Annotated in this window: 21 protein-coding genes; 9 read left to right on the forward strand and 12 right to left on the reverse strand. The window is 55.2% G+C overall.

What is annotated here, in order from left to right:
* The first annotated feature begins 11 nt into the window (after window positions 1–11).
* Entirely contained in the window at window positions 12–1,205 is a 1,194-nt protein-coding gene (locus LN341_RS00905; protein WP_046220379.1) for a glycine C-acetyltransferase, read from the forward strand.
* A gap of 63 nt (window positions 1,206–1,268) precedes the next feature.
* Window positions 1,269–2,300, forward strand: a complete 1,032-nt coding sequence (gene tdh, locus LN341_RS00910; RefSeq protein WP_046220483.1) for an L-threonine 3-dehydrogenase — start codon at window positions 1,269–1,271, stop codon at window positions 2,298–2,300.
* Between the two features lie 55 nt (window positions 2,301–2,355).
* Here tdh and LN341_RS00915 read toward each other — a convergent pair whose 3' ends face one another.
* The 3 genes from LN341_RS00915 to gpmM are packed head-to-tail and all read right to left on the reverse strand — an operon-like array spanning window position 2,356 to window position 5,835.
* Window positions 2,356–3,075 carry a divergent polysaccharide deacetylase family protein gene (locus tag LN341_RS00915; RefSeq protein WP_046220378.1) on the reverse strand — a complete coding sequence of 240 codons (720 nt, stop codon included), beginning with the start codon at window positions 3,073–3,075 and terminating at the stop codon, window positions 2,356–2,358.
* A 46-nt stretch (window positions 3,076–3,121) separates the two neighbouring features.
* On the reverse strand, window positions 3,122–4,288 hold the full coding sequence (locus LN341_RS00920; RefSeq protein WP_234203862.1) for a peptidoglycan DD-metalloendopeptidase family protein: 1,167 nt from the start codon (window positions 4,286–4,288) through the stop codon (window positions 3,122–3,124).
* Between the two features lie 8 nt (window positions 4,289–4,296).
* Window positions 4,297–5,835, reverse strand: a complete 1,539-nt coding sequence (gpmM, locus tag LN341_RS00925; protein ID WP_234203863.1) for a 2,3-bisphosphoglycerate-independent phosphoglycerate mutase — start codon at window positions 5,833–5,835, stop codon at window positions 4,297–4,299.
* A 425-nt stretch (window positions 5,836–6,260) separates the two neighbouring features.
* On the opposite strand from gpmM, the gene LN341_RS00930 reads away from it, so the two are divergent.
* The 4 genes from LN341_RS00930 to cysE all read left to right on the forward strand — a co-directional run bounded on the left by LN341_RS00930 (window position 6,261) and on the right by cysE (window position 9,299).
* The gene (locus LN341_RS00930) at window positions 6,261–6,695 is read left to right on the forward strand and encodes a rhodanese-like domain-containing protein (RefSeq protein ID WP_046220375.1); all 435 of its coding nucleotides are present in this window, start codon (window positions 6,261–6,263) and stop codon (window positions 6,693–6,695) included.
* A gap of 112 nt (window positions 6,696–6,807) precedes the next feature.
* Complete coding sequence (gene secB, locus LN341_RS00935) at window positions 6,808–7,278, forward strand: protein-export chaperone SecB (RefSeq protein WP_027250588.1); 471 nt, start codon at window positions 6,808–6,810, stop codon at window positions 7,276–7,278.
* A 13-nt stretch (window positions 7,279–7,291) separates the two neighbouring features.
* Window positions 7,292–8,308 carry an NAD(P)H-dependent glycerol-3-phosphate dehydrogenase gene (gpsA, locus tag LN341_RS00940; protein ID WP_046220373.1) on the forward strand — a complete coding sequence of 339 codons (1,017 nt, stop codon included), beginning with the start codon at window positions 7,292–7,294 and terminating at the stop codon, window positions 8,306–8,308.
* 133 nt (window positions 8,309–8,441) lie between these two features.
* A complete protein-coding gene (gene cysE / locus LN341_RS00945; RefSeq protein ID WP_370643681.1) occupies window positions 8,442–9,299 on the forward strand; it encodes a serine O-acetyltransferase in 858 nt (285 codons plus the stop codon).
* Window positions 9,300–9,370: 71 nt separating this feature from the next.
* Here cysE and trmL read toward each other — a convergent pair whose 3' ends face one another.
* The 6 genes from trmL to LN341_RS00975 are packed head-to-tail and all read right to left on the reverse strand — an operon-like array spanning window position 9,371 to window position 14,588.
* Entirely contained in the window at window positions 9,371–9,835 is a 465-nt protein-coding gene (gene trmL / locus LN341_RS00950; RefSeq protein WP_234203864.1) for a tRNA (uridine(34)/cytosine(34)/5-carboxymethylaminomethyluridine(34)-2'-O)-methyltransferase TrmL, read from the reverse strand.
* A 56-nt stretch (window positions 9,836–9,891) separates the two neighbouring features.
* On the reverse strand, window positions 9,892–10,632 hold the full coding sequence (locus tag LN341_RS00955; RefSeq protein ID WP_234203865.1) for a sulfite exporter TauE/SafE family protein: 741 nt from the start codon (window positions 10,630–10,632) through the stop codon (window positions 9,892–9,894).
* Window positions 10,629–11,423 carry an SDR family oxidoreductase gene (locus LN341_RS00960; protein WP_046220370.1) on the reverse strand — a complete coding sequence of 265 codons (795 nt, stop codon included), beginning with the start codon at window positions 11,421–11,423 and terminating at the stop codon, window positions 10,629–10,631. Before LN341_RS00960 ends, LN341_RS00955 begins: the two co-directional genes overlap by 4 nt.
* The gene (locus LN341_RS00965; protein WP_234203866.1) at window positions 11,416–12,369 is read right to left on the reverse strand and encodes an SDR family oxidoreductase; all 954 of its coding nucleotides are present in this window, start codon (window positions 12,367–12,369) and stop codon (window positions 11,416–11,418) included. The genes LN341_RS00960 and LN341_RS00965 overlap by 8 nt, the downstream gene beginning before the upstream one ends.
* On the reverse strand, window positions 12,366–13,292 hold the full coding sequence (locus tag LN341_RS00970) for a bile acid:sodium symporter family protein (protein WP_234203867.1): 927 nt from the start codon (window positions 13,290–13,292) through the stop codon (window positions 12,366–12,368). The genes LN341_RS00965 and LN341_RS00970 overlap by 4 nt, the downstream gene beginning before the upstream one ends.
* Window positions 13,293–14,588, reverse strand: a complete 1,296-nt coding sequence (locus tag LN341_RS00975; protein ID WP_234203868.1) for an NAD(P)/FAD-dependent oxidoreductase — start codon at window positions 14,586–14,588, stop codon at window positions 13,293–13,295.
* A 206-nt stretch (window positions 14,589–14,794) separates the two neighbouring features.
* Between LN341_RS00975 and LN341_RS00980 the strand changes: the two genes are divergently transcribed.
* A complete protein-coding gene (locus tag LN341_RS00980) occupies window positions 14,795–15,784 on the forward strand; it encodes an AraC family transcriptional regulator (protein WP_234203869.1) in 990 nt (329 codons plus the stop codon).
* Here the strand turns inward: LN341_RS00980 and cpxA are convergent.
* Window positions 15,754–17,187 (reverse strand): envelope stress sensor histidine kinase CpxA, encoded by a 1,434-nt coding sequence (gene cpxA / locus LN341_RS00985; RefSeq protein ID WP_046220365.1) that lies wholly within the window; start codon window positions 17,185–17,187, stop codon window positions 15,754–15,756. The two genes, LN341_RS00980 and cpxA, sit on opposite strands and share 31 nt — an antisense overlap.
* Window positions 17,184–17,873, reverse strand: coding sequence for a response regulator (locus LN341_RS00990; protein ID WP_046220364.1), 690 nt, complete (start codon window positions 17,871–17,873; stop codon window positions 17,184–17,186). Before LN341_RS00990 ends, cpxA begins: the two co-directional genes overlap by 4 nt.
* A 177-nt stretch (window positions 17,874–18,050) precedes the next feature.
* Here LN341_RS00990 and LN341_RS00995 point away from each other — a divergent pair, with 177 nt between their 5' ends.
* Window positions 18,051–18,545 (forward strand): CpxP family protein, encoded by a 495-nt coding sequence (locus LN341_RS00995; RefSeq protein ID WP_370643682.1) that lies wholly within the window; start codon window positions 18,051–18,053, stop codon window positions 18,543–18,545.
* A gap of 477 nt (window positions 18,546–19,022) precedes the next feature.
* Window positions 19,023–19,985: a 6-phosphofructokinase gene (gene pfkA, locus LN341_RS01000; RefSeq protein ID WP_046220363.1), complete on the forward strand. Its 963-nt coding sequence runs from the start codon at window positions 19,023–19,025 to the stop codon at window positions 19,983–19,985.
* 115 nt (window positions 19,986–20,100) lie between these two features.
* On the opposite strand, the gene tpiA is transcribed toward pfkA, so the two are convergent.
* Window positions 20,101–20,871 carry a triose-phosphate isomerase gene (gene tpiA / locus LN341_RS01005; protein WP_046220362.1) on the reverse strand — a complete coding sequence of 257 codons (771 nt, stop codon included), beginning with the start codon at window positions 20,869–20,871 and terminating at the stop codon, window positions 20,101–20,103.
* Window positions 20,872–21,003 lie beyond the last annotated feature (132 nt).

Genomic DNA, 21,003 nt, shown 5'->3' on the forward strand with positions numbered 1-21,003 from the left:
TGGAGAGCAAGATGTCAGCTGCCTTTTATCAACAGATCGCCGATCAGATTCAGGAAGTGAAAGCAGAGGGATTATACAAAAGTGAGCGTGTAATCACTTCTGCTCAGAAAGCCAATATTGCAATTGCCAGTGGTGATCAGGTATTGAATTTCTGTGCCAACAACTACCTGGGTCTGGCTAACCACCCGGCGTTGATTGAGGCTGCCAAACAAGGCATGGATGAGCACGGTTTTGGTATGGCTTCAGTGCGTTTTATCTGCGGTACGCAGGACGCACATAAAGAGCTGGAGAGTAAGCTGTCGGCCTTCTTAGGCATGGAAGACACTATCCTTTACTCTTCGTGTTTTGATGCAAATGCAGGTCTGTTCGAGACCATTCTCGGCCCTGAAGATGCCATTATTTCAGATGCGCTGAACCACGCTTCTATCATTGACGGTGTACGTCTGTGTAAAGCCAAACGCTTCCGCTATGCCAACAATGACATGGCCGAGCTGGAGCAGCAGTTGATCGCTGCCAATGAAGCCGGCGTGCGCCACAAGCTGATTGTGACCGATGGTGTCTTCTCGATGGATGGCGTGGTGGCAAACCTGCCGGCTATCTGTGATCTGGCGGATAAGTATGATGCGCTGGTGATGGTCGATGATTCTCACGCTGTTGGCTTTATGGGTGACAATGGCCGTGGTACCCATGAGTACCATGATGTGATTGATCGCATCGACATCATCACAGGGACGCTGGGTAAAGCTCTGGGCGGCGCGTCAGGCGGTTATACCTCAGGTAAGAAAGAAGTGATCGACTGGCTGCGCCAGCGTTCTCGTCCTTACCTGTTCTCGAACTCGCTGGCTCCGGCGATTGTGTCTGCTTCGATCCGCGTGCTGGATCTGCTGGCGGAAAGCAGCGATCTGCGTGCGACGCTGTGGAAAAATGCAGCGCACTTCCGCACCCGTATGTCTGAAGCCGGCTTTACACTGGCAGGCGCGGATCATGCCATTATCCCAATTATGCTGGGTGATGCGAAAGTTGCAGCGGAATTTGCTGAGCGCGCCCTGAAAGAAGGCATTTACGTGGTGGGTTTCTCTTACCCTGTGGTGCCAAAAGGCCAGGCGCGAATCCGTACTCAGATGTCTGCCGCGCACAGCGCAGAACAGCTGGATAAGACGATCGATGCGTTTATTCGCATTGGTCAAGAGATGGGTATCATCTGATCATCACCGACTTTGCTGCAGGAGCGGTTTGAAACCGCTTCTGGGCCACTTGTGGAAAGCATCATGAAAATTAAAGCATTAGCAAAACTGAAGCCTGAAGAAGGCATCTGGATGACAGAGGTCGACAAGCCTGAGATGGGCCACAACGACCTGCTGATCAAGATTAAGAAAACCGCGATTTGTGGTACTGACGTTCATATCTATAACTGGGACGAATGGTCACAAAATACAATTCCTGTGCCTATGGTCGTCGGTCACGAGTACGTGGGCGAAGTGGTCGCGATTGGCCAGGAAGTGCGTGGTTTTGAAATTGGCGACCGTGTCTCTGGTGAAGGCCACATTACCTGCGGTCACTGCCGCAACTGTCGTGGCGGTCGCACTCACCTGTGCCGTAACACGATTGGTGTGGGTGTCAACCGTGAAGGGGCCTTTGCTGAGTATCTGGTGATCCCGGCCTTCAACGCATTTAAGATCCCGGACAACATTTCAGACGATCTGGCGTCGATTTTTGACCCGTTTGGTAATGCAGTGCACACGGCGCTGTCTTTCGACCTGGTGGGCGAAGATGTGCTGATCACAGGTGCCGGTCCTATCGGGATCATGGCGGCGGCGGTGGCCAAGCACGTCGGCGCGCGCCATGTGGTGATCACGGACGTGAACGAATTTCGCCTGGATCTGGCCCGCAAGATGGGCGTGACCCGTGCCGTCAACGTGGCTGAGCAAAAGCTGGAAGATGTGATGGCGGAGCTGGGCATGACAGAAGGCTTTGATGTCGGTCTGGAAATGTCGGGTGTACCGGCGGCGTTTAACAGCATGCTGTCGAGCATGAACCATGGCGGAAAGATTGCCATGCTGGGTATTCCGCCTTCGAACATGGGCATTGACTGGACTCAGGTGATTTTCAAAGGTCTGGTGATCAAAGGGATTTATGGCCGTGAAATGTTTGAGACCTGGTACAAGATGGCCAGCTTGATTCAGTCTGGTCTGGATCTGACGCCTATCATCACCCACCACTACAGCGTGGATGATTTCCAACAGGGCTTTGATGTCATGCGCTCCGGCCAGTCCGGTAAAGTGATTCTGAGCTGGGACTGATGTCCCTCTCATATGCAAACAAACGGAACGGTGTGCCTCGGCACACCGTTTTTTTTCAGCTGCCGGTGGAAAACAGTTCAGACAGGCGAACCAGAGTGACCTGCTGCTGAATCTCAGGCAGCATGGCATTCAGGGTTGAGAGAGTGACCGGATGAGGATGGCCAATCGCAATCACCGCACCTTGTTGCTTCGCCTGTAAAACAGCCCGTTTCAGCTGGCGGCGGATGAAGGTTTCGCTTGGGACATGATCCAGAAAAACATGGCGGCGCAGGGCGGGAATGTGTGCCGCCCGGGCTTGCGCCTGAGCAACAGACTTCGCCGTCGTGCGGCTATCGAGAAAGGCGAGATGCTCTTGTTTGAGCACTTCCATCACCCAGTCCATCGCAGTCGGGTTCTGGGTCAGGGCGCTGCCCATATGATTATTGACCGCCACCGCGCCCGGCACGCGCGACAGCGCATGGCGGAGTTTATCCTGAAGCTCTTCCTTGCTCATGGTGGCGGTCAGGGTAGTCATTTCAAGCGGCGCCGTTCTGCTCGGCTGCATTGGCATGTGGAGCAGGACATCTCTGCTTTCCTGCTGAGCCTGACGGGCAGTGAGCTGGTCGTAAGGTGTTTCCGGCAAGATCGAGACACTGATTTGCGGCGGCAGGGCTGAGAGCGGGGAAGGCATGTGCTGATAACCCAGATCATCAATCACAATCGCCAGTCTGGCCGCTTGCGCTGAAGATGCCAGAAGCAACAACCAGATCAGACCTACACGAATTAACCCCTTCATTCGAACCATCCTTGTTCTGCTCATGGGTGTTGTGCGCTATAAAAAGTTAACGGCTCAGCCAGGGCTGCGGGTTGGTTGGCGTGCCTTTGCGGCGAATCTCAAAATACAGTCCCGGTGTTTCCTGACCGCCGCTGTCGCCAACCAGTGCGATGGCTTCGTTTCGCTGCACGGTATCGCCCACTTTCTTCAGCACGGTCTGGTTATAGCCGTAAAAAGTCATGTCGCCCTGGCCGTGATCTACGGCGACCATCAGGCCGTAGCCGCGCAGCCAGTCGGCAAAGACGACTTTACCACCATGGACGGCTTTGACTTCGCTGCCCACGGCCTGACTGATCACCATGCCTTTCCAGCGCAGCTCACCCTGAAGCGGACTGCCGTACGCGTGGCGGATACGGCCTGTGACCGGCCAGGGCAATTTGCCTTTGTATTTGCCCAGGCCGTCCATATTGACTCTGGCCTGGCGTGCCGCTTCCTCGGCGGCTTTGCGGGCTTTGGCAATTTCGGCGATCAGACGGGATTCATTGCTTTTCAGCTCGGTTAAGTAGCGTTTATCTGCATTCAATTGGCCCTGTAATTCCCTGACCGTGCTTTGACGCGCCTGCTGACTGCCCAGCAGTGATGCCCGTTCTTTTTTCAACTGGTCGAGCAGGGATTGCTGTTCATGACGCTGTTCGCTGAGCTGATGTTTTTTGAGCTGCAGTTCGGTATCCGTGGCGGCCAGTTCATCCAGCGCCTGGCTGCGAGCCTGACTGAGGTGCGAGGCATAGATGGCCATGCGCTCTAACCGGGCCGGGTCACTTTCACCCAGCAGGTTGGCGAGCGGTGAGGATTTCCCAAGTTTGTATTGGCTGGTCAGTAACTCTTTCAGCAGCTCACGCTGGCCAATCTGACGTTGCAGCAGTGTTTGCTGTTCTTTTTCCAGTTGGCTGATTGAGCGCGTCAGGCCGTCTGTTTTTTGTTCGGCGGTGCGAATGTTACCAGCCGCTTTGGCAATGGCCAGCTCCTGTTGCTTCAGGGTTTTCTGCACATCATTGAGCTGTTGTTTTTTATCGCTCAGCTGTTTTTGCTGTCGCGCGATTTCCTGTTTCATGCCCTGCAGCTGATTTTGATCGTCAGCAAACAGGGGGGCACTGAACGCCAGGCATAGTAAAGCGCCAGTGCCTAAGGCACTGGCGCGGAGTGTACAGATCGCACGATAAAATAATTCCCGCATGGCAGGGATTATTTCAGATCGTACAGCACCTGACCAGTCATCTCTGACGGGATTTGGAGCCCGGTCAATGACAGCATGGTTGGCGCCAGATCAGACAGCTTGCCGCCGTCTTTCAGGCTGATCTGCTTATCGCCGACATAAATCAGCGGCACAGGCAGGTTGGTGTGTGCGGTATGAATCCCACCAGTTTCCGGGTTCACCATCATTTCTGCGTTCCCGTGGTCGGCGGTGATCAGCAGCTGTCCGTCTGCTTCTTTAATGGCTTCAACCACGCGGCCAATACTTTCATCAATGGCTTCACAGGCTTTCACTGCCGCATCGTACACACCGGTGTGGCCGACCATGTCGCCGTTCGGGTAGTTACAGATGATCATATCGAACTCGCCGCCTTTGATGGCTGCGACCAGCTTGTCGGTCAGCTCAGGGGCACTCATTTCAGGCTGCAGGTCGTAGGTAGCGACTTTAGGGGATGCCACCAGAGCGCGGGACTCACCTTCAAACTCGGTTTCGACACCGCCATTGAAGAAGAAGGTCACGTGCGCATATTTCTCGGTTTCAGAAATGCGCAGTTGGGTTTTGCCTTGTTTCGACAGCCATTCACCTAAGGTGTTGGTCAGGCTTTCCGGCGGGAACGCGGATGGCAAATCGATATCGGCGGCATACTGGGTCAGGGTCACGAAGTGCAGCGCCGGGAATTGTTTGCGCGCAAAGCCGCTGAAATCAGCCAGGAACGCGCGGGAGATCTGACGGGCACGGTCGGCACGGAAATTCATGAAGATCACCGCATCACCGTCCTGCATGGCGGCATCCGGCTGGCCGTCGGCACGAATCACAGTGGCTTTGACGAATTCATCGTTCTCTTCGCGGGCGTACGCAGCCTGCAAACCTTCAACCGCAGACGCCGCGGTGAAATCACCTTTGGCCGCAGTCAGCAGGTCATAGGCAGACTCAACACGCTCCCAGTTGTTGTCCCGGTCCATGGCGTAGTAACGGCCAACCAGAGACGCGGTGCGGCCTTTACCCAGTTGGGCAAATAAGGCATCGAAGCGTTCCAGAGAGGCTTGAGCACTGCGTGGCGGCGTGTCGCGGCCGTCGAGGAAACAGTGCAGGTAAATGTGCTCTGCACCGCGCTCTGCTGCCATTTTCACGGCCGCTTCAATGTGATCTTCGTGGCTGTGAACGCCACCGGGTGACATCAGGCCCATAATGTGCACTGCTTTGCCTGCGGAAATCGCGCTGTCCATGGCTTTGACCAGCGCAGGGTTATGCTGAAATTCACCGTCGGAGATGGATTTGGCGATGCGGGTCAGATCCTGATAGACCACGCGGCCTGCGCCGATATTGGTGTGGCCCACTTCTGAGTTACCCATTTGACCATCAGGCAGACCCACATCAAGACCAGAGGCCTGAATCAGGGTGTTGGCTTCATTGGCCATCAGGTTATCCAGTACCGGGGTATTGGCATTGGCAATCGCGTTATTTGCCGTGTCTTCGCGGTATCCCCAACCGTCCAGAATCACCAGCGCCAGTGGTTTCTTAGCAGACATAAGTTGTCCTCTCCATAATGTGAACAATCTGAAAATGTAGACCAATTACCTCAACATCCGGCTTTAAAGCCGCTTCCAGGGGCTCAGGTAAGGAGTCAGGTCGGTAATTTTACTACAAAATTACCGCTTCTTTGTAGTTCAGATCAAACATTGCTGTAAATGGTTTGTTATCTTGACCTCCTAGAATATATGCATTTCCCCGGAGTAACGTAAGAGCTGAGCATACGTTTTTTTCTATTGTAGTTATCGGCGGCGCCTTGCGATATGTGGTTTATTGCGCACAAAGCAGTGAGCCGTAACGCGTAAATGTGGCGGGTGGCTGTACTTCATTCCGGCCACAGGTATACTCAGTTTCCTTAATTTTGGTTGAATCTTACCCCTGTGCGGGAATCCGGCAGGCAGTCAAGGTGAATAGAGCGAAAATCATGCAGCAATTCATAGAGTTTGTTACGAGTAATCCTATTTTGTCACTGGTCTGGGTTGGCCTGGTTCTGGCCCTGATCGCTTCCATGGTGAAGCAAAAAACTGCGGGTTATGCCGTGGTCACCCCGAATCAGGCGACAATACTGGTCAATCGTGAAGACGGCGTTTTTGTCGATATTCGCAGCAAAGATGAGTTCCAGCGTGGCCACATTGCAGGCGCACTTCACATTTTACCAAGCGAAATTAAAGCCGAGAACTTTGGACAGCTTGAAAAGTATAAGTCAGCCCCCATCATTGTGGTATGCAAAACAGGTCAGACGGCGCAGGAAAGCGCCAGCCTGCTGCACAAAGCGGGTTACGCCAAGGTGAGCCTGCTGAAGGACGGATTGATTTCCTGGAATGAGGCCAATTTGCCTCTGGTGCAGGGAAAGAAATAAGTGCTTTGAACTCTCAGGTGGCTGACAGCGTCAGCTGCCCTTTATTTCAGGCCGGAAACTTCCGGTAAAAATGACAGATTTCTGAACGAAATCATCAAAAAAGGACAATATCATGGCTGAAGCAGCGACCAACGAAGCGCAACAGAACTTCCAAATCCAACGCATTTTCCTGAAAGACGTGTCTTTCGAAGCGCCGAGCTCGCCGGAAATGTTCCAGAAAGAGTGGAACCCGGAAGTGAAATTGGATCTGGATACGCAGAGTCGTGAGCTGGCGGAAGGTGTGTACGAAGTGGTACTGCGCCTGACAGTCACAGTGAACAATGCTTCTGAAGCGGCGTTCCTGTGTGAAGTTCAGCAAGGCGGTATTTTCTCTGTCGCTGGCATGGAAGCGCCACAACTGGCCCATTGCCTGGGCGCATTCTGCCCGAATATTTTGTTCCCGTACGCACGTGAAACAATTTCCAGCCTGGTGGTGAAAGGTACTTTCCCGCAGTTGAACCTCGCGCCAGTGAACTTTGATGCCCTGTTCATGAACTACCTGCAAAGCCAGGCGGAAGGAAACCAGGAAAGCACGCAAGCCTGATTGGCAACAACGTATGACCTCAATCACTGATAACGCAATCACGATGACAGTACTGGGTGCCGGTTCTTACGGCACCTCGCTGGCCATCTCGCTGGCCCGTAATGGCGCAAATGTCATTTTATGGGGCCATAATCCTGCGCATATGGCGCAGCTGGAAGCCGATCGGGCCAACGAGGCATTTCTGCCCGGGGTGGCCTTTCCGGAGTCGCTGATCCTGAGTGTGGATCTGGAAGCCGCCGTCAAGGCCAGTCGCGATTTACTGCTGGTGGTGCCCAGTCATGCTTTTGCCGATGTGCTGAAACAGATGAAGCCCTTCCTGCGGGAGGATTCCCGGATCTGCTGGGCCACCAAAGGTCTGGAGCCGGAAACCGGACGTCTGTTGCAGGATGTTGCCCATGAAATCCTGGGTGAAGAGATACCGTTAGCGGTGCTCTCCGGGCCGACGTTCGCCAAAGAGCTGGCTGCCGGTTTGCCGACCGCAATTGCGGTGTCGTCACCGGACGCCGGGTTTGTCAAAGATCTGCAGGATAAAATTCACTGCGATAAAAGCTTCCGGGTCTACAGCAATAACGATTTCATCGGCATGCAGCTGGGCGGTGCGGTGAAGAACGTGATTGCGATTGGTGCCGGTATGTCGGACGGGATTGGCTATGGTGCCAATGCCCGCACTGCGCTGATCACCCGAGGTCTGGCCGAGATGTGCCGTCTGGGTGCGGCGCTGGGTGCGCAGCCGGAAACCTTCATGGGCATGGCTGGGCTGGGCGATCTGGTGCTGACCTGTACCGACAACCAGTCGCGCAACCGCCGTTTTGGTTTGGCGCTGGGGCAGGGCAAGCAGGTTGATGAAGCGCAGCAAAGTATCGGCCAGGTGGTTGAAGGTTATCGCAACACCAAGGAAGTCTGGGTGCTTGCCCAGCGCTTTGGGGTCGATATGCCGATCACCGAGCAGATTTACCAGGTGCTATATCAGGGTAAGGATGCGCGTGAGGCTGCCAGAGATCTGCTGGCACGGGCTAAGAAAGACGAGTAATTGATTGGACAATTGCTCGGAAGCAAAAGATACAGCGCGGGCACTCAAGCCCGCGTTGTTTTTTTTGCTGAGAAGTTTAAAGTGATAACCATGATCAGCAGTCGAGACTCATCCGGTGAGTAGGGTGCAGGCTATGGTGCAAACACATCAAGGATATACAGGGGACGACGTGAGGGAGTGTCAACAGCAAGCCGTCTGGGAGACGATTAAGCAAGAGGCCAAGGTGCTGACTGAGCAGGAACCGATGCTGGCCAGTTTTTACCATGCCACGATTATTAAGCACGATAATCTGGGTGCCGCACTCAGCTATATACTGGCGAATAAGCTGGCCACGCCTTCCATGCCTGCGATGGCCGTGCGGGAAGTGGTGGAAGAAGCCTATATCGCAGACAGTATGCTGACGGAATCGGCGGCCTGCGATATTCGCGCTGTGGTTGACCGTGACCCTGCGATTAACAAATTTTCTGTGCCGCTTCTTTATCTGAAGGGCTTTCACGCTTTGCAGGGCTATCGGGTTGCCAACTGGCTGTGGAAACAAAAGCGCGAAGCACTGGCTATTTATCTGCAAAACCAAATCTCAGTCACCTGTCAGGTGGATGTGCATCCGGCGGCCCGAATTGGCCAGGGCATCATGTTTGACCATGCCACAGGTATCGTTATTGGTGAGACGGCAATTATCGAAAACGATGTGTCTATCTTGCAGGATGTAACGCTGGGCGGGACAGGCAAAGAGTGCGGCGACCGTCACCCGAAAATTCGTGAAGGGGTGATGATAGGCGCTGGTGCCAAAGTGCTGGGGAATATTGAAGTGGGTGAGGGCGCCAAGATTGGTTCTGGCTCTGTGGTGCTGGCCCCTGTGCCGCCTCACACCACAGTGGCGGGTGTACCGGCGAAAATTGTCGGTCGTCCGAGCAGCGACAAACCATCAATGGATATGGATCAGCAGTTCAACGGTATTTATCAGACCTTTATTGCCGGTGACGGCATCTGAGTGCGATTGCCCTCGCTGATTTTCAGTCAGTGTACAAGGGAGCTTCGGCTCCCTTTTTGTCACTGAAGGGGTTATTTTGCCCCGGCAAAATCAAACTGGCGCCAGGCTTCATAGGCAATGATGGCGGCCGCATTGGAGAGGTTCAGGCTGCGGCTGTCCGGATGCATCGGGATGCGCAGCCGTTGCGTTGCTGGCAGGCTTTCAATGATGTCCGCCGGCAAACCGCGGGTTTCCGGGCCGAACAGCAGGATGTCGCCATCCGCAAACTGGGCCTGAGTATGGTACTGGGTGGCTTTGGTGGTGCAGGCAAACAGGCGGCGACCGGCAGTGGCGGCCAGAAAGGCCTCAAAGTTGGCGTGACGATGCACATGGGCCAGATCGTGGTAATCCAGGCCGGCACGGCGTAATTTTTTCTCTTCCAGATCAAAGCCTAATGGCTCAATCAGATGCAGATGCGCACCGCAATTGGCGCACAGGCGAATAATGTTGCCCGTATTGGGCGCAATTTCAGGTTCGTACAGAGCAATATCAAACATGGTCAGGCTACAACAGCGGTAAAAACACTATTGTAGCCTGCCTTGATAGCTGGGGACTAGTGCTGCGCTGCTGCCCATGACAAGAGCGTATTGAGCATCAGGATCAGCCCGACGGCCAGCAGAACGCCAAACACCAGCTTGCTGAAGTGCGCCTGATCGATACGGTGATGCAGCCGGTTACCGACCCATGCGCCGATGCCGACACAGGGCGCCAGCCAGAGCAAGGTTTCCCGGTAGGGTGCCAGTTCGCCGGCCTGCAGGAAATAGATCGTCAGGCAGCCATTGAGGCAGAGCCAGACTGTCAGTAAGGTGGCTCTGAACTGGGTTTTATCCAGCGAGGTGCGGGCCAGCGCATACACCAGCAGCGGGCCGCCGGACGCGAACAAGCCATGGGTGATCCCGGCTGCCGTAATGGTAGAGTGCCGCCGCAGTGCAGGCATCTCAGCCGCCGCAGGTTGCAGCAGGGCACGGGCGGCAAACCAGATGATGAGGCCGGCAAATAAAGTTTTGCTGAGTAACTCTGGCAGATAGGGGGTTAGCAAAACACCGATGGCAGTACCGGTCAGCATCATGGGCAAAACAGTACGCAACAGAAACCTGAACTGAATATGCTGTCGCAGACGCCAGGTCATGGGTGCTGTCATCAGCAGATTCAAGGGCACCAGAATATGCACCAGGGGATCGATCTCCATCACCAGCGCGCCCAGCGACAGCGCCAGCACGATACTGCCAAATCCCGTCATGGCTTCAATGCCAAAGGCCAGAATAATCGCTATCCCCAGCCACACCAGTGTCATGACTTCACCTCAAGCTCAGTGGCAAATTTCCGGGACATCAGGTGCAGGAACACCCGTGGCAGCAGGCGGTAGAGCAAGCTGGAGAAATGGGTGAAGCGATCCGGGAACAAGCGCTCTTTGTGTTGCGCAATAGCGGCAAATATCTGCTCGGCCATCCATGAGCTGGTACGCATTTTGCCGACCATTGAGCGTTTGTGGCGGCTGCGTCCCCCGTCGCCATTGAGGGCATTCTGTTCGATGGGCGTATCAAGAAAGCTGGGATAAACCATCAGTACCGTCACGCCATCCTGTCGCATTTCGGCCCGGAAAGTTTCAAAGTACTGGTGCAGGGCGGATTTAGAGGCGCAGTAACCGGCACGCCCCATCACTGGCATCCAGCCTGCCATTGAACTGATGTTGACCACTTTGGCCTGATGCTGCACCAGCAGCGGCAGCAGCCCTTGAGTCAGGCGGACCGGCGCAAAGAAGTTGACCGCCATGACTTTTTCGATCACCGCCGGTTGCGTGATACGGGACAGCGAACGGTGGGTGATTCCGGCATTGTTGATCAGCAGCGCAATCTCAGGCTCGTGCTGCCGGATATCGGCAATCAGCGTATTCACGGCATGGCTGTCGGCGAGATCGCAGACAAAGCTCTGGCTGTCTTCCAGCGTGGCGGCCAGTTCTGTCAGCTTGTCTTCGTCCCTGTCGATCAGATACAGCCGGTAGTGATATGACAGCCGAATGGCCAGATCGCGACCCAGCCCTGAGGCGGCACCGGTGAGGATGGCAACTGGTTTGTGCTCAGTCATGCGAACACCCCCTGGCCGGGATCAACCCTTGCTGGCTGGCATAAAATTCGAAGACTTCCAGCGAGGTTTTTTTCGGGATATAGCCAAAATCAAATTTCAGCGCGTAGTTTGCCAGCACAGGTCGATAGCGAAGAAAATCCAGCTGCTCGGGGCCGTATTGGGTCAAACGCAGCAGCTTGCCGATCCGCAGGGCGGTTTTCAGCAGCCAGGCTGGTAAATCCCGGGTGTCTTTGCCGAGAATATCGGCGATCTGGTGGACACTGAGGGCGCCGTCGCCCGCCAGGTTGAATTGCCCGGATTTATTCTGGCTGACCCCTTCGGTGATGATATCGATCACGTCCTGATCCCAGATGAAGACAAACGGCGACGGCGAGCCTTTGATGGCCAGTAATTTGTCTTTGCGGAACAGATCCGTGATCAGGTTGTTGGTTTCAGCCCCCAGCACAGTGCCCGGGCGCAGGATCAGCTGTTGCAGTTCCGGGTAGGCGACACGGTATGTGGCCAGCATCTCTTCCACCAGGCGTTTGTGGTAGCTGTAGGAAAAATGCCGGTTGCCCCGCAGCGGGTCGGACTCACGCAGCCACTCGGCATTGTCGGCATGATAGCCGTACGCAGCGCCGCTGCTGGTGACCGTCAGATGGGCGACCTGATGATTGATACAGGCTTTGAGCAGATTTTCTGTCCCGTTGACATCAATGTCGTAGTCTCTGTCCCGGTCACGGGAGGGCTGCACTATGCTGGCCAGATGGATCACATGGCTGATGCGATGCCGGCCAATGAAATCACTCAGCGCAGCAGAGCGAATGTCCATTTTCTGATAGGTAATCCCCTCAGGCTGAGCGTCCTGAATATCTATGCCAAATACCTCGGCGTGCCGGGCGAGGCGCACGCTGAGCTGCCGGCCCAGATAGCCCTGGCAGCCGGTGATTAAAATTCGCTGCGTCATAAGGTCCCTTTATGCTGTTCGCGCGTGGATGAAACAGGTGAGGTGAGGGCGGCGTGGCGGTGATCCAGGCGGTGCCAGCAATAGCACAGTCCCATGCCACTGATCAGATGCCAGATCCCCCAGCCTGCGGCAATAATGGCCATCCCGGTCAGATCGCCGAAAAAGGTGAAAATGATGCCCAGTCCCAGGCCGGAATTCTGCAGCCCGACTTCCAGTGTGATCGCCCGGCGATCGGCAACCGGCAGTTTCATGACCCGGGCACAGAGCCAGCCGATCCCCAGCGCCAGGGCATTGTGGACAATCACCGCCAGCAGGAAAACACTGGCACCGGCAATAAAGCGCGGCCAGTTACTGACCAACGCAATCGCCACAAAGCTGAACAGAGTGAGCAGCGAGATGATGCGGAAAAAGGGCTCGCTGCGTTTGGCAAAACCGGGGGCTATCTGGCTGCAGATCAGTCCGAGCGCCAGCGGTAACGCCAGCACCAGTGCCACCATCATCAACAGACTTTCCGGCGGCACGGCAATTTGCTTCAGCAACTGGGCCGTCTGCGGGTTCATGCCGGCATAGAACATGAAATTAAAGGGGGTCATGAAGGCTGCGGCGACACTGGCGATTCCTGTCATACTGATGGACATCGCCGTATTGCCTTTGGCCAGATAGGTGACGATATTGGAAAAGCTGCCGCCGGGGCAACTGGCCACCAGGATTAAGCCCAAGGCCACTTCGGCGGGCATGGGCACCAGCAGAGTAAGCAGCCAGGTCAGCGCCGGCATCAGCACAAACTGGGCCGCCAGTCCGGTCAGGGGGCCTTTGGGCTGGCGGATGACCTGGCGGAAATCGGCCGGCTTGAGGCTCAGGGCGATGCCAAACATCATCATGGCCAGGATCAGATTCAGTAACAGCAGGCTCGTGCTCGACATTCAGCGCTCCCATTGCAGCTGGCGCATTTCGCGGTTCAGTGCCGCCAGGTAATCGGCTTTGTGTACATAGTAGGCCATCCGCTCCAGGTTGAGATATGCAATGCCGCCGTCAATTCTGCGGCTCGCCTGCTGGCGGACTTTGTTCATAAATTTTTCCGCTTCGGCCGGTTTCTCATGGCGTGCCCGGATGAAACGGGCTACCAGCTGCGCCTGATCATCACGTCCCTGCCAGCCAAGCCCTGAGGCTTCCACCATGCCCATCACAAACAGGTTGTCATGCTGCGGGGTGAACATATTGAGGTACAGGCTGGGCGCATCGCCGTCCCAGTTCAGGTGCCGACGGTCGATAAAGGGATAATGCAGCGAATAGCCGGTGGCCTCAAGGATCAGATCATACTCTGCTTCCTGCCCGTCCTGGAAGCGGGCGCCATTGGGCAGTAACTGCTCAATCGATGGCCGCACGCCAATATCACCGTGCCCGATGTGGTGCAGGAACATGGAATTGACCACAGGGTGGGATTCGTACATGCGGTAGTCGGGATCCGGCAGACCAAACTGACTGGGCTTGCCGGAAATCAGTCTGACCAGGGTGCCGTCGACGAGCTGTTTCAGCCGGTTCGGTAAGCGCACTTTCCCCCCCAGAGTATCTGTGGGGACGCCCGCCACAAATTTAGGCAGGAAGTAATATCCCCGGCGGATCACCATGTCAACTGAGCGGGCGCGATGCACGGCATCGACTGCAATGTCGCAGGCACTGTTCCCGCAGCCGACAATCAGGACCCGTTTTCCGGCAAAGACCTCGGCGCTTTTATAATCGCTGCTGTGAAATTGCTCGCCCCGGAATTCGCCGTCAAAGTTGCCCCGTCTGGGGTGATGCAGCGTACCATTGGCCAGCAGTACCCCGGATGCCATCAGGGTAAAGGTCTCATCATGCTGGCGGTAGGTGACCAGCCAGTTGCCCTGACAAGGCTCGACCTTCTCCACCCAGGCGTGAAAGCGATAATGGCCATAGAGATTAAAATGCCGCGCATAATCCTGAAAATAGCGGCACAGCTGATCATGTTTCGGATAGGTGGCCACATGATCCGCCATCGGAAAATCAGAGAACTCTGTCATTCGTTTGGAGGAAATCAGGTGAGCCGATTCATACATCGTACTGGTCGGGCTGCTGATGTCCCACAGTCCGCCGACATCGGCATGGGCTTCCAGCCCGATCACAGGCAATCCTTGTTCGGCCAGGCGGCGTACTGTGCACAGGCCCATCGGGCCGGCGCCAATTACAACGTAGGGATGCATACTGAATGACTCTCTGTTTAGGTTCTGCATATCATCATTAACTTTTTGTTAACACTTGGCTATGGCCCAGACGGGACATAAACAGGTTAATTTGGGACACTATGGCCCAAAATAACAGTCGGGTTCCGAGCCGCATCACAGCGTTCGCGCAGGGGCCTGTGGTATAACGACCGCAAGTATGAGGAAGCATCACTCGGGTCAGTACTATGTATGCCAGCACGGTCACACCAGGATTTAGCAAGGCAATCCTTAAGTTTCTGCCGTCTTTGGGGATCACGCTGCCGGACGCCCTGCGGCGCCAGGTCGCCGCTTGTCCGGCCGGTGAACGCTTGCCCTTGTCCTTGCAGGATCAGCTCTGGCAGACGATTGCGGATCTTGCCAGTTGCGACGGGGTCGGGTTGCGGATTGGCCGCCAACTGCAGATCGATCAGTTTGATATGCTGGGCTTTTTGTTACTCAGTAGTGTCAATCTGGCCGGTGCGGTAGACAATCTGTTGCGTTTTTCTGATCTGGTCGGAGAAGGCGGACGCTTTGCCCGGTTCCACAGTCAGGAAGGCTGGCATCTGGTTTATCGCCCCCATTTTGAGTCGGCCAGAGCCCCGCGACTGGAAGCCATTTTTGCCAGTGTGATGCAGGGCGCTGCCGTGGTCGCCGGTGGCCCGGTGATCCCGAAGCGGGTCGCGTTCGAGCATCCGCCTCAGGCGCCGCTGGCCCTGTACCGCGAGGTGTTTGGCGAGACTCAGATCTGTTTTTCGCAGACAGGGAACGCCTTGGTTTTCAGTGATGAAGACTGGTTGTGCAGCCGGCGTGACATTCAGCCGGAATTGCAGGCCCAGTTGATACGGCTGGCGCAGCAGCAGATGAAACGACTGGCGCCCGCCTCGTTTCTGGACCAAATCAGCCACCTGCTGACACAGCAACCCAGTCTGACCCGCGCGCAGACTGCGGCCTTGTGCAATCTCAGTGAGCGCCACCTCAACCGTAAGCTGGCGGATTTTGGCGTCAGCTTCAGGACCTTGTCTGAGCAGATAAAAAAGCAGCAGGCTCTGCAGATGCTGAACCAAAAAGGCAGCACCCAGGCCAATCTGGCGCTGCATTTTGGTTATGCAGATGACAGTGCCTTTGCCAAAGCGTTCAAACGCTGGACCGGCATGGGGATCCGGGACTACCGCGCCTCAGGCTGTGACAGCGAGTGACGCTGGCTTTTTTGTGCCAGCGGTAGCATCAGGGTGACTCTCAGTCCGCCCAGCGGGCTGTGGCTGGCGGTGATGCTGCCATTGTGCTGGCGAATGGCGTTTTCTGTAATCGCCAGCCCCAGTCCGGTGCCACCGCTGTGGCGGTCCCGGGCGGTTGAGACGCGGTAGAAAGGCCGGAAAATATCTTGCAGCTGATCATCGGGCACGCCTTCGCCGTTATCGTCTATGGTCACGGTCAGCGAATGGTCATTGGCGCTGAACTGAACATCGATGCGATCTTGGCTGTAGTAGATGGCATTGCGAACCACATTTTCCAGGGCACTGATCAGCAATTCTGCGTTGCCTGCCAGCGGCCAGGGCTGTAACGGGCTGCAGGTGAGCGATTTCTGGTTCTGGCTGGCCTCAAATTCGGCATCTTCCAGCATGTCCTGCCACAGGCTGACCGCATCACTGTACTCGCGGGTTTCCTGCCCGTGGATTTGCATCCGCGACAGTTCCAGCAGTTTGGCAATCATGGCTTCCAGCCGTTCCGCTTCGGTATCAATGCGATCCAGCTCTGTGCTGTTGCCCTGCTTGCGCTGGGCCAGGGCGGTGGCCATGCGGAGCCGGGTCAGCGGAGAGCGCAGTTCATGAGAGATATCTGACAGCAGTCGCTGTTGCCCGCTGATCATCTGATTGACTGAGGATACCATCTGATTAAAGCTGGCGCCGGCCTGGCGGAATTCAAGAGGGCCGGAGGATTCGAGCGTCGGATCCTGAGTAAATTGTCCGCTGGCAACGCGTTGCGCCGCTTCTTGCAGTTTGCGCGCCGGACGGCTTAATGCCCAGGCCAGCCACAACAGCAGCGGGGTACTGACCAGCATAGTCAGCAGCAGCAGATGAAAAGGCTGATCGAGAATACGCAGGAAGAAAGGCGGCGGGCGGTGCGAGATTCTGCCGACATACATCAGCGCGCTTTGCTGCTGATCGGTCACCAGAAAAGGTCCGGCCACCATCCAGCGGCCGTAGAGTTTCTGGCGCGGCGCGTCCGGGCTGTCGGCACTGGTAATGAAATTGCGTAACGCTTTGGTACGCTGATGCGGCGTCAGGAGTTCGCCGTCATCATTGGTGAAATACAGCTGCATGCCTTTGTGGCGCTCGGGATCGGCCAGCGGCAGCAGTTTTGCCTGCAGCGGACCGGGCTGGCTGCTTAACCGCTCTGAAATGCGCGCCGCGGCGTCCTGATAACGCGCCAGCTCTGGCTGAGGAATCGTATGCTGCGAGCGAGGGTCAAGGTGGGGCAGCAGCAGAAGCACCACAACAACCAGCATCAGGGTCAGCCAGAAAATGGCAAAGATCCGGCTGGAGAGGCGGTTGAACACTGGCTTGTTGAATATGGGCCGGCTGAATGGGCTGAGTTTCATCCCGCCTCCACAAACAGATAACCTTTGCCGCGCAGGGTTTTGATTCGGGGTTTACCGTCTTCGCGCGGGGGCAGTTTTTTGCGCAAATTGGACACATGCATGTCGATGGCGCGGTCAAAGGGGGCCAGGCGTTTGCCCAGTACTTCCAGGCTGAGATCCTGTTTTGTCACCACAGTGCCGGGGTGACGGATCAGGTGGCTGAGCAGGGCCAGCTCTGTGGCGGTCATTTCTATCAGCTCGCCGTGACAGGTGACTTCCTGCCGGCCGGGATAAATGGTCAGATCCAGATAGCTCACGCAGTCTGATTCGTTCTGGTTGTCCTGCACCAGTCGAGAGCGGCGCAGGATCGCACGCATGCGGGCCAGCAGTTCCCGGTCGCTGAAAGGCTTGGGTAAATAGTCATCCGCACCCAGCTCCAGCCCCAGCACCCTGTCGATCTCTTCACCTTTGGCGGTCAGCATCAGTACCGGCGTACTGCTGGTCTCGCGCAGTTTACGCAGCATATTAATGCCGTTCATGACCGGCATCATGACGTCCAGCAGGATCAGATCTGTGTCCTCATCGGCCATTAACAGCCCCTGTTCACCATTGTGGGCAATGCGCACGGTGAAGCCTTCCAGCTGAAGGATGTCATTGAGCAATGCTGTCAGTTCATGATCGTCATCGACCAGAAGAATGTTTGCCATACTGATTCCATACCAAGTAAATGATTCAGGTTAAGTATCCCTTATGCCCGAAAGCAGGCCAAGCAGGATAACAGGGCTTTACCCAGCTTTACGTTTGCCCGACAACAGTTTACCTGCCAGCGCGTAGTATTGGCTTATCGGACACCAACAGAGCGAGAACAGAATATGAAAAAGACGATGACCAGAACAATGAAAACGACAGTTGCCATGGTACTTGCGGTACCTATGCTGCTGGGTTCCGTATCGGCCCTGGCGGAAGGCGGAAAATATCATGGTAAGGGTCATGATGGTGACTGCGGGGGGCCTCGTGCCGAGCATGGGGTGATGCAGTCGCTGGATTTGACCGATGCGCAAAAAGAGCAGATGCGCAGCCTGCGTGAGAGCCATAAAGCGGAGATGCGCGACAACATGGCCCAGGGCCGTAAAGCTATGAAGGCGAATCACGACAAAATGCAAGCCTTGCTGCTGGCTGACAACTTTGATGAAAATGCCGTGCGTGAGCTGGCCAAGCAAATGTCGGATCAGCAAATTGAGCATCGGGTGAGTATGATGAAACAACGTCACGACATGCTCAATATTCTGACGCCTGAGCAGAAAGCACAGTACAAGACATTAAAAGCTGAGAAGCAGGCAGAATGCATGGCGAAATGGAAAGAAAAACGCAGTGAATAATGCTGTATTTATCTGAGAACACCGAAGCCACAACGAAATGTTGTGGCTTTTTTTGTTGTCACCATGAGCTTAACTTGTCAATTTTGTTATTAAATTTCATCACAAAACCGCTATACTGCGAATAATATTTGTCTGTTCATGTGGCCGGAAATCCGGCTCGCCGTCGGGGTTCAGGAGAATTCGCTGACAAGGCAGCCGACATGGCGAACTCAGCATATACTTAGTGGCATATAGTCTGGTCGCACCCTGGGGTACAAAATGCACTCGGGGTTCCAGGATGCCAGCAAGGCTGCCGACACATGGCAAGTTTACGTGATATGAATCAATACATCGTTTTTCTAAATTGTAATACTCCTACATTAGTAGGAAAGTTACAGTTTACGCGAGTCGCCACCGAGAGGCAGGCGAGGCGGAGTCGCTGACCAGGGCCAGCTCGCATAGGAAAGGATTTTCATTTCCCAAAGTCAGAGGGTAACCATGATTAAAAAGATTGGTGTTTTGACCAGTGGCGGTGACGCCCCAGGTATGAACGCGGCGATTCGCGGTGTTGTTCGCGCAGGTTTATCAGAAGGCCTGGAAGTTTACGGTGTCTATGATGGCTATCAGGGCCTGCATCAGAACCGTATTCAAAAGCTTGACCGTTCCAGTGTCTCTGACGTGATCAACCGGGGCGGTACGTTTCTTGGCTCTGCCCGTTTCCCTGAATTCCGTGATGAGAAAGTCCGTGCTCAGGCGATCGAGAACCTGAAAATTCACGGGATTGACGCGCTGGTGGTGATTGGCGGTGATGGCTCTTATATGGGGGCGAAAAAGCTGACCGAGATGGGTTATCCGTGCATCGGTCTGCCCGGTACGATCGATAACGATGTGGCCGGAACCGATTATACCATCGGCTTTATGACGGCGCTGAATACCGTGATTGATGCCATTGACCGTTTACGCGATACGTCATCTTCACACCAGCGTATTTCTATCGTTGAGGTAATGGGGCGTCATTGCGGCGATCTGACCCTGATGGCATCGATTGCCGGTGGTTGTGAATACATCATCACCCCGGAAACCGGCCTGCACAAAGAACAGCTGCTGGCCAAAATCAAAGAAGGTATCTACAAAGGTAAGAAGCACGCGATTGTGGCGATTACCGAGCTGATGACAGACGTCAACCAGCTGGCGAAGTACATTGAGTCAGAAACCGGCCGTGAAACCCGCGCCACCGTGCTGGGCCATATTCAGCGTGGCGGACAGCCAACGGCTTTTGACCGTATTCTGGCCTCTCGTATGGGTGCCTACGCGGTTGATCTGCTGATGCAGGGTGAGGGCGGCCGTTGCGTAGGGGTACAAAATGAAAAAATGGTCCATCACGACATTATTGATGCCATCGAGAATATGAAACGCCCGGTGCGCACCGATTTGTACAAGGTTGCCGATAAGCTGTTCTGATCATTTCAGGGCGGGACAGGTAAAACAAAGCCGACACTCAGCAGGTCGGCTTTTTTGTGCGCTTGTCAGAAGACAGGACGCTGCAGGAGCGGCGTTTGCCGCCCCTGATGGTGTCTTATTTCTTTGCTTCTGCTGCGGCTTTGGCAATCGCTGCAAAACCTTCTGCATCCAGTGCGGCACCGCCAACCAGAGCACCGTCGATGTCTGGCATTGCGAACAGCTCAGCTGCGTTACCTGCTTTCACAGAACCGCCGTACTGGATCACTACGTTTTTCGCGACTTCTGCGCTGAAAGACGCGATGTGGGCACGGATCGCAGCATGGATTTCTTGTGCCTGCTGGGCCGTCGCCGCTTTACCTGTGCCGATGGCCCAGATAGGTTCATAGGCAATGATGGCGCCGTTCAGCGCTTCAACACCTTGTGTTTTGATCACAGCGTCCAGCTGACGGGCGCACACAGCCACAGTTTCACCGGCTTCGTTTTGTGCTTCGGATTCACCGATACACAGGACAGGCGTCAGGCCGTGCTCTTTCAGGAAGGCAAACTTCTGCGCCACGAACTCGTCTGACTCGTGATGGTACTCACGACGCTCTGAGTGGCCGATGATAATGTGGCTGGCGCCAAAATCTTTCAGCATCTCTGGTGAGATATCGCCTGTGTACGCACCACTGGCGTTCACATCAACGTTTTGGGCGCCCAGAATGATATTGCTGTTGCCCTGGCTGATCAGGCGTTGTGCCAGATCCAGGTACATCACAGGTGGCGCGACTGCCACATCAACGCCCTCAACGCCAGCCAGCGCGGCATCCAGACCTGTCAGCAGGTTGGTGACCATTTCTTTGCTGCCGTTTAGTTTCCAGTTACCCATAACTACAGGATGACGCATAAGATTTTCTCCATATCTATGTGATGTCTAAAGTCAGACTAAACTGAGTACACCGCTGTCAGGCAGTAGTGTGTTCAGTGCAGCCTGACTGATCATGCTGGTTGAAACGTCCGATAGTATACGCCCGATAGA

The organism is Photobacterium sp. TLY01 (genome assembly GCF_021432065.1).
GTDB classification, from domain to species: Bacteria; Pseudomonadota; Gammaproteobacteria; order Enterobacterales; family Vibrionaceae; genus Photobacterium; species Photobacterium halotolerans_A.